The organism is Actinomycetota bacterium, from assembly GCA_005774595.1.
In the GTDB taxonomy this organism is placed as follows: Bacteria; Actinomycetota; Coriobacteriia; order Anaerosomatales; family D1FN1-002; genus D1FN1-002.
Genome location: VAUM01000061.1, coordinates 1 through 8,427 on the forward strand (window position 1 = coordinate 1; position 8,427 = coordinate 8,427).

Annotated in this window: 8 protein-coding genes; all 8 read right to left on the reverse strand. The window is 69.4% G+C overall.

What is annotated here, in order from left to right; genetic code table 11:
* Positions 1-190, reverse strand: a 190-nt coding sequence (locus FDZ70_04030) for an ABC transporter permease (GenBank protein ID TLM78521.1), incomplete at its 3' end; no start/stop codon positions are given.
* A complete protein-coding gene (locus FDZ70_04035; GenBank protein ID TLM78522.1) occupies positions 187-996 on the reverse strand; it encodes an ABC transporter ATP-binding protein in 810 nt (269 codons plus the stop codon). The genes FDZ70_04030 and FDZ70_04035, both read right to left, overlap by 4 nt.
* A gap of 5 nt (positions 997-1,001) precedes the next feature.
* Positions 1,002-2,288: an efflux RND transporter periplasmic adaptor subunit gene (locus FDZ70_04040; protein ID TLM78523.1), complete on the reverse strand. Its 1,287-nt coding sequence runs from the start codon at positions 2,286-2,288 to the stop codon at positions 1,002-1,004.
* 92 nt (positions 2,289-2,380) lie between these two features.
* Entirely contained in the window at positions 2,381-3,070 is a 690-nt protein-coding gene (locus FDZ70_04045) for an HAD family hydrolase (protein ID TLM78524.1), read from the reverse strand.
* Positions 3,067-3,651 carry a flavin reductase family protein gene (locus FDZ70_04050; protein TLM78525.1) on the reverse strand — a complete coding sequence of 195 codons (585 nt, stop codon included), beginning with the start codon at positions 3,649-3,651 and terminating at the stop codon, positions 3,067-3,069. The genes FDZ70_04045 and FDZ70_04050 overlap by 4 nt, the downstream gene beginning before the upstream one ends.
* Before the next feature lies 1 nt (position 3,652).
* A complete protein-coding gene (gyrA, locus tag FDZ70_04055; protein TLM78526.1) occupies positions 3,653-6,310 on the reverse strand; it encodes a DNA gyrase subunit A in 2,658 nt (885 codons plus the stop codon).
* The gene (locus FDZ70_04060) at positions 6,307-6,846 is read right to left on the reverse strand and encodes a hypothetical protein (GenBank protein TLM78527.1); all 540 of its coding nucleotides are present in this window, start codon (positions 6,844-6,846) and stop codon (positions 6,307-6,309) included. Before FDZ70_04060 ends, gyrA begins: the two co-directional genes overlap by 4 nt.
* A 28-nt stretch (positions 6,847-6,874) precedes the next feature.
* Entirely contained in the window at positions 6,875-8,425 is a 1,551-nt protein-coding gene (locus tag FDZ70_04065) for a DNA gyrase subunit B (GenBank protein TLM78528.1), read from the reverse strand.
* Positions 8,426-8,427 lie beyond the last annotated feature (2 nt).

Here is an 8,427-nt window from a genome sequence, read left to right on the forward strand (position 1 = left end):
ACGCGAACAGCAGGTTCGAGCCCATCCCCTCGATCGTGCCGACGATCTCGGACTGCACGCCGGTCCCGATGGCCACGAGCAGGATCACCGCCGCGACGCCGATGATCACGCCGAGCATCGTGAGCGCGCTGCGCACCTTGTTCGCCGAGAGCGCGCGCACCGCGATGCGGAAGGACTCGAGCAGATTCACGGCACCGCCCATCCTTCGCCGTCGCCGGCGCCCGCGGCGAGACGCGCCATCTCGTCCGCCGCCATCACGCGCTCGGGCACGGCCTCGTCGGCCACGATCCGCCCGTCGGCGATGTGCACGATGCGCTCCGCATGCCGCGCGACCTTCAGGTCGTGGGTCACGAGCACGATCGTGATGCCCTGCGCGTGCAGCTCCTGGAGTATCGCCATGACCTCCACGCCGGAGCGCGAGTCGAGGTTGCCCGTGGGCTCGTCGGCCAGCACGATCGACGGCTCGGTCACGAGCGCCCGCGCGATCGCCACGCGCTGCTGCTGGCCGCCGGACAGCTGGTTGCTCAGGTGCCCGAGGCGGTCGCCGAGGCCTACACGCTCGAGCGCCTCGCGGGCCCGCCGCGCGCGCTCCGCGCCGCTTGCCCCCGAGTAGATGAGCGGCAGCTCGACGTTGGCCGTCGCGGGGGTCCTCGGCAGGAGGTTGAACGCCTGGAACACGAAGCCGATGCGCTTGTTGCGCACCGCCGCCAGGTCGTTCGGCGACATCTCGGAGACCTCTTCGCCCTCCACGGTCACCGAGCCGTGCGTCGGCCGGTCGAGCAGGCCCACGATGTGCATGAGCGTCGACTTGCCGGAGCCGCTCGGGCCCATGACCGCGAGCATCTCGCCGTCGCGGATGTCGAGATCGACGTCGCGCAACGCCGGGACCTCGATGTCCGCGAGGCGGTAGATCTTCGAGACGCCGCGCGCGGCCAGGACCACGCGCGCGCGGCCACCGGCGCCCGCGGGAGCCTCGAGCGGATCGGTGGGGGCCATCCGGCCTACTTCACCCGGACGGCCATGCCGTCCTTGAGCTCCGTGGCGCCGGACAGTGCGACCTTGTCGCCGGCCTGCAGCCCCTCGACGATCTGGGCCCGCGTGTCCGTGAGCACGCCGGTCTCGACGTCGCGGCGCTTGATGGTGTCGTCGCCGGCGAGCACGTAGACGAACTGCTTGTCCTCGTCGTCGAAGAGCGCCTCGATCGGCACGGACACCGTGCCGGTGACCGCCTTGACCTCGACGGACACGTCGCCCTTCATCCCGATGAGGATCTCACGGCCGGTCCCGGTGAGGTCGAAGTAGACCGGGAACACGGTCCCGCCGGTGGCCGTGAGCTGCGCCGCGGGAGCGATCTCCGAGGCCTTGCTCGCGAACTCCTCGCCGGGGAACGCGTCGAGCGTGATGACGCCCTTCATCCCGAGGTCCACCCGGTCGATGTCGACCTCATCGACCTCGGCCGCGAAGCGCAGCGCGTTGAGCTGCACGATCGTGAATGGCGCTGCGCCGGGAGTGACCGCGGCGCCCGTCGCGGCCTTCGGCGCCTGTCCGTCGGCGCCCGGCGCACCGAGCGCGTTGAACAGCACGATGCCGTCGGCCGGCGCCTTCAGCGTCGCCTTGCCCAGCGTGTCGTTCGCCAACGCGAGGGCCTCCTCGGCCTGATCGATAGCGGCGTACGCGGCATCGCGCTCGGCCGCGAACGACAAGTCGGTCTTGGACTCGGCCGCGACCGCCGACGCATACGCGGCGTAGAGCTGCTTCTGCGATATGTCGAGCGCGGTCAGCGAGGGCTCCATCGACTGCTTGACCACGGTGTCGGTGGTCTCGTCGTAGACCTCCTTGAACGCGTCGTAGGCGTCCTTGGCCGGCTCGTAGACGGCCCACGCGGCCGCGACGCCAGCCTGCGCCGCGTTGCGGTCGTACTGCGACGGTGCCTGCTTGTCGATGGCCGAGAGCTGAGACCGGGCTCCCGCGACACCGGCCGCGGCCTGCGCCACCGACATCTCGAGGGGGCCGGTGTCCATCGTCGCGAGCGTCTGCCCGGCCTTGACCTGCTGTCCGTCCTTGACCGCCACGCCGGCGATCATGCCGGTCGTGGGCGGAAAGACGTCGGCGCGGGTCCCGGGCACGACCTTGCCCGAAGCGCTCACCGTCACCGCAAGGTCGCTCTTGGTGACCTCGGCGACCTCGACTTCAGGTGCGGAGTTCTTCGCCCCGTACGCGACGCCGGCGATGACGCCGACTACGCCGAGCAGGATGACCACTCCGGCGATGATCTTGCCCTTCGACACGCGGCGCCTCCTCGACTCGGTGCGGCCCTTCGCGCTCTCGCGGCAGGCCTCTTCTGCACTGTACCCAAACTCACCTGTGCGTGTGGTGCCATCTACGCGGGTTCGCGCCCGCTTCCTTCCGCGGCGCGGGCGGCGCCGTCCGCGAGCAGAGCGGGCACCTCCCGGATGTCGTCGGCCGTCAGGTCCGGCCCGGCCTCGCGCACCCGCTCGGGCGGGAACGCGCCCCACAGCGCGCCGACCGCGAGCATGCCCGCGGCGCGCGCGGCGACGACGTCGTGCGGGCTGTCGCCGACGTACGCGCACTGGGACGGCGCTACACCCAGGCGCTCCGCGGCGTACAGCAGCGGTGCCGGGTCGGGCTTGTGCGCCGTCACGTCGTCCATGCTCACGAGCACGTCGAACCGCCCGGTGAGACCGAAGCGGTCGAGCCCGCGCATCATGAGCGGCGTGCCCTTGGACGTCACCACCGCGAGCGACAGCCCTCGCCCGCGAAGCTCGTCGAGCACCTCGGGCACGCCCTCGTAGCCCTTGAGCATCGCGTCGTGGTGGGCGTTGTTGTGCTCGCGATAGACCGCCACCAGTTCATCGGCGCGGCCCGGCGCGAGGATCTCCATCTGCGGCCGCAGCGGCATGCCGACGTTGCGCAGCAGGTCCTCGTCGGACATCTCGACGCCGAGGACGGTCTCCGTCGCGTAGCGGAACGACGCGAGGATGAGCCCGACCGAGTCGATGAGCGTGCCGTCGAGGTCGAACAGGACCGCCTGCAGCGCGGGCGCCGTCACGCGCCGTCCTCCGGAGCCACCATGCGCCCGACCGAGAACGCGTCCGCGACCTTGGCGCCGAGACGGCGGTACTCCCGCGCACCCGGGATGTAGACGAGCGGGTCGAGTAACGCGACGTCGACCTTGCCGGTCGCCGGATCGAGCACGCTCTCGTCGGCGTGCGTCTCGACGATCTCGCCGACGACGAGCACGTACTCGCCCACCTCGACCTCCTGCGTCACGCGGCACTCGAGCGCGTACGGGCACTCGGCCACCAAGGGAGCGTCCACCACGGCCGCGGGCTCGAGCGTCCATCCGCTGTCGGTCCACTTGTCGCGGTCGCGCCCGCTCACCAGGCCGAAGTAGTCCACGGTCGCCGCGTCGTCCGCCCGCGGGACGTTGACGGTGAACGTGCCGGTCTCGCGCACGAGCGCGAGCGTGGCGCGCGTGCCCCGGACCGCCATCGCGACCGACGGCGGCGTGCCCGAGCCGATCCCGATCCACGCCACCGGCAGCGCGCCCGCACGCTCGAGCGTGCCGCCCACGACGAGCGGGCACGGCATCGGATACAGGTTGGCCGATGGGCCGAGGCGCACCTTCACGTCACTCGTCGCCGGCCCCGTCGTCCGCGTCCTCGCCGGGCTCGTCGCCTTCGTCGCCTTCGCCCTCGTCGTCAGCCTCGTCGTCACCGACGTCGCCCTCTTCAGCGTCCTCGAACTCCTCGCCGGCGAGCTCCTCGGCCTCGAGTTCGCGCTCGTCCTGCTCTGCGATGCCGCCCGCCTCGGCGAGCAGGTCCTGCTGGCCTTCCGGCGCGGCCTTCGGCGGCTTCTTCTTGCCCGAGGTGACGCGCGAGATCGCCACGACGCGGTCGGTCTCGGCGACGTTCATCACCTTGACGCCCTGCGTCGACCGGCCGAGCCGGCTGATGTCCGACGCCTTGACCCGGATGACCACGCCCGCCTCGGAGATAAGGATGAGCTCCTGGCCCGGGCCGACGATCTTCATCCCCGCGAGGTCGCCCTTCTTGCCGGTGACCTGGATCGTCTTGACGCCCTGGCCGCCGCGGTGGTGCTCGGGATACTCGTCGACCGCCGTGCGCTTGCCGTACCCGCGCTCGGTCACGACGAACAGCTCCGTGCCGGGCACCGCGATCTCCATGTCGAGGACGCGCTCGCCCTCCTTGACGCGCATGCCGGTCACGCCGCTCGTATCGCGCCCCATCGGCCGCGCCTCGGCCTCATCCCACTTGATGGCCTTGCCCGCCGAGGACACGAGCATGACGCGCTGGCCCTCCTTCACGCGGCGGACCGCCACGAGCCGGTCGCCCTCGCGCAGCTTGATCGCGATGATGCCGGTCGACAGCACGCGGCCGTACGCCTGCATCGCGGTCTTCTTCACCATGCCGTGCTCGGTGGCGAAGAGCAGGTTCTCCTCAGTGGAGAACTCCTTGGTGTTGATGATCGCGGCGATCTTCTCGTCGGTCTCGAAGGGCAACAGGTTCACGACCGCGGTGCCTTTGGCGTGCCGCGAGCCCACCGGCAGCTCGTGCACCTTCATGCGGTAGACCTTGCCCTTGGTCGAGAAGAACAGCACGTGGTCGTGGGTGCTCGCGACGAAGAGGTGCTCGACGATGTCGGCCTCTTTCAGCGACACCCCCTGCAGCCCCTTGCCGCCGCGCTTCTGCTGGCGGTAGGTCGCGACCGGCAGGCGCTTCACGTAGCCGGTGCGCGACACCGTGACGACCATGTCCTCCTCGGCGATGAGGTCCTCGACGTCGAGGTCGCGCGCGGCGTTGGTGATCTGCGTGCGCCGCTTGTCGGCGTGCTTGGTGCGGACCTCGGTGAGCTCCTCCTTGATGATCTGCAGCACGAGGTTGATGTCGCCGAGCACCTTGGTGAACCACGCGATGCGCTCGCGCAACTCCGCGAGCTCGTCTTCGATCTTGTGGCGCTCGAGGCCGGTCAGGCGGCGCAGGCGCATCTCGAGGATCGCGTCGGTCTGCGCCTCGGAGAGCTTGAACCGCTTCATGAGCTTGGCCTTGGCCTCGACGTCGTCGGCCGAGGCGCGGATGATCTTGATGACCTCGTCGATGTTGTCGAGCGCGATGACGTAGCCCTCGAGGATGTGGGCGCGCTCTTGCGCCTTGCGCAGCTCGTAGCGCGTCCGGCGGGTGATGACCTCCTTCTGGAACTCGATGTAGTGCTTGAGGATGTCGATCAGGCCGAGCGTGCGAGGCACGCCGTCGACGAGCGCGAGCATGTTGCAGCCGAAGCCGGTCTCCAGCGACGTGTGCTTGTACAGCTTGTTCAGCACGACCTGCGGGATGCAGTTCTGCTTGAGCTCGATGACGACGCGCATGCCCTTGCGGTCGGACTCGTCGCGCAGGTCCGAGATCTCGGTGAGCTTCTTCTCGCGCACCAGGTCGGCGATCTTGGTGACCAGCTTGGCCTTGTTCACCTGGTACGGGATCTCCGTGACGATGATCCGAGTGCGGCCCGTGCTCGTCTGCTCGATGTGCGCCACGCCGCGCACCTTCACGGACCCGCGCCCCGTCGCGTACGCGTCGCGGATGCCGTCGCGGCCCATGATGACGCCGCCGGTCGGGAAGTCCGGGCCCGGCAGGACCTTCATGATGTCTTCGAGCGGGGTGTCCGGCGCGTCGATCAGCATGATCGTGGCGTCGATGACCTCGCCGAGGTTGTGCGGGGGGATGTTGGTGGCCATGCCGACCGCGATGCCCGCGCCGCCGTTGACCAGCAGGTTCGGGTAGCGAGCCGGCAGCACGAGCGGCTCGGTGAGCGACTCGTCGTAGTTCGGGCCGAAGTCGACGGTCTCCTTGTCGAGATCGCGCAGCAGCTCCATCGCCATGCGGTGCAGCCGCGCCTCGGTGTAGCGCATGGCTGCCGCGGAGTCGCCGTCGACCGAGCCGAAGTTGCCGTGCCCGTCGACCAGCGGTGCCCGCATCGCGAACGGCTGCGCCATGCGCACCATCGTGTCGTAGACAGCGACGTCGCCGTGCGGATGGTACTTGCCGATGACCTCTCCGACCGTCCACGCCGACTTCTTGTACGCGCGGCCGGGCGTGAGCCCCGACTCGTTCATCGCGTACAGGATGCGGCGGTGCACCGGCTTCAGGCCGTCGCGGACGTCGGGCAGCGCCCGCGCCACGATGACCGACATCGAGTACTCGAGGAACGAGTCCCTGAGCTCCTGCTCGATGTCGATCGGCAGTACGGTCGTCTCGATGGGTTCGTCAGTCACTTCAGCTGGCTCCCTCTGAACTTCAGCGCCTTCCGGAACATGTAGACCGCGAGCGCGAAGAACGCGCTACCGAACAGGATGAGGATCGTCGCGCCCAGCGCGCCGGCGGCGACCGTGCCCGTCTCCTTGAACGCCACGAGCCCCCAGATCACGAGCACCATGCCGAACATGCCGGTCGCGATCGACGTCACGGCTCCGAACAGCCATGCTCCCCGGGTCGCGTCCGGCTCCTCGATCTTGAGGTCGATGAGCATCGCCTCGACGTGCCTGTCGTCCAGCGCCGGGGGCGCGGGCGCCTCCGCGGCGGGCGGGGCGGCCGTCTCCGGCGCGGGCTCGCCGTCCGCCGCGGCGGGCGGGGCCGGCGTCGCTACGGGCGTCGCAGGCCGCGGCTCCTGTGGGCCCTCCAGCCGGCCGATCGCCTCGGCGATCTCGGCGTCGGCCTCCTCGTCCTCGCGGCGCTTCTTCAGCGCGTCGAACGCGTCCGCCTCCCACGGCGGGGGCTCCCATCTCGGCTTGTCCTTGTCTTCTGCGGTCATGCGCCGTCAGTCCCGTGCGCCGCACTCGTCAGATGTCCAGGAACCGGACGTCCTTGGCGTGGCGCTGGATGAACTCTTTGCGCGCCTCCACCGCATCGCCCATCAGCTCCGAGAACGCGACCTCCGCGCCGGACGCGTTGTCCTCGTCGAGCGTCACGCGCAGCAGCGTGCGCCGGGCCGGGTCCATCGTCGTCTCCCAGAGCTGCTCGGGGTTCATCTCGCCGAGGCCCTTGTACCGCTGGATCGTGTACTTGGTGCCCTCCTCGAGCTTGCCCAGCGCGCTCTCCAACTGGCGGTCGTTGTAGGCGTACTCGTGCTTCTTGCCCACCGAGATCTTGTACAGCGGCGGCTGGGCGATGTAGACGTAGCCCGCCTCGATCATCTCCTTCATGAACCGGTAGAAGAAGGTGAGGATGAGGCAGCGGATGTGCGCGCCGTCGACGTCGGCGTCGGTCATGATGATCGCGCGGTGGTAGCGCGCCTGGCCGAGGTCGAACTCCTCCTCGATGCCGGTGCCCATGGCCGTGATCATCGCCTGGATCTCGTCGGACGACAGCGCGCGGGTCACGCCGGCCTTCTCGACGTTGAGGATCTTGCCTTTGAGCGGCAGGATCGCCTGGAACGAGCGGTCGCGCGCCTGCTTGGCCGAGCCGCCGGCCGAGTCGCCCTCGACGAAGTAGATCTCGGTCAGCGCCGCGTCACGCAACGAGCAGTCGGCGAGCTTGCCGGGCAGAGTCGAGCTCTCGAGCAGCGACTTGCGCCGTGTCAGCTCGCGCGCCTTGCGGGCCGCCGCGCGCGCCTTGGCCGCCTGTGCGCACTTGAGCACGATCGCGCGCGCCGGCTTCGGGTGCTCTTCCAGGTACTCGCCGAGGCCCGCCGCGACCACCTGCTGGACGAGCGCGCGCATCTCGGTGTTGCCGAGCTTGGTCTTCGTCTGGCCTTCGAACTGCGGCTCGCGCAGCTTCACCGAGATGACGGCCGTGAGTCCCTCGCGGATGTCCTCGCCCGAGAGGTTCTCGTCCTTCTCCTTCACGATGGTCTGGCGCCGTGCGTAGTCGTTGATCGTGCGCGTGAGCGCGTTCTTGAAGCCCTCGAGGTGCGTGCCGCCCTCGGTGGTGTTGATGTTGTTCGCGAACGCCAGCACCGACTCCGAGTAGCCGGTCGTCCACTGCATCGCCACCTCGACGTGGCCCTCGGCCGCCTCCATCTCGAAGTAGACCGGCCTCGAGACGAGCGCGTCCTTGCCCTCGTTGAGGTAGCGCACGAAGTCGACGATGCCGCCGGCGTACTTGAACTCCTCGCGGCGCGGCTCGAGCTCCCGCTCGTCGGTGAGCGTGATCTTGAGGTTCTTGTTCAGGAACGCGGTCTCGCGCAGGCGCGTGGCGAGCGTCTCGAAGTTCATCGACGTGGTCTCGAAGACCTCGTCATCCGGCCAGAACCGGATGATCGTGCCGGTGCCCTTGGCCTTCGCCCCCGCCTTGAGCCCGGCCTTCGGCTTGCCGCGCTCGTAGGACTGCGTGTAGGTCTTCCCGTCGCGCTGCACCTCGATGTCGAGCCGCTTGGACAGTGCGTTCACCACCG

Excerpts from the sequence above, each read along its gene's own strand:
- FDZ70_04035 (TLM78522.1), bottom strand. The coding sequence starts at position 996 with ATGGCCCCCACCGATCCGCTCGAGGCTCCCGCGGGCGCCGGTGGCCGC.
- FDZ70_04060 (TLM78527.1), bottom strand. The coding sequence starts at position 6,846 with ATGACCGCAGAAGACAAGGACAAGCCGAGATGGGAGCCCCCGCCGTGG.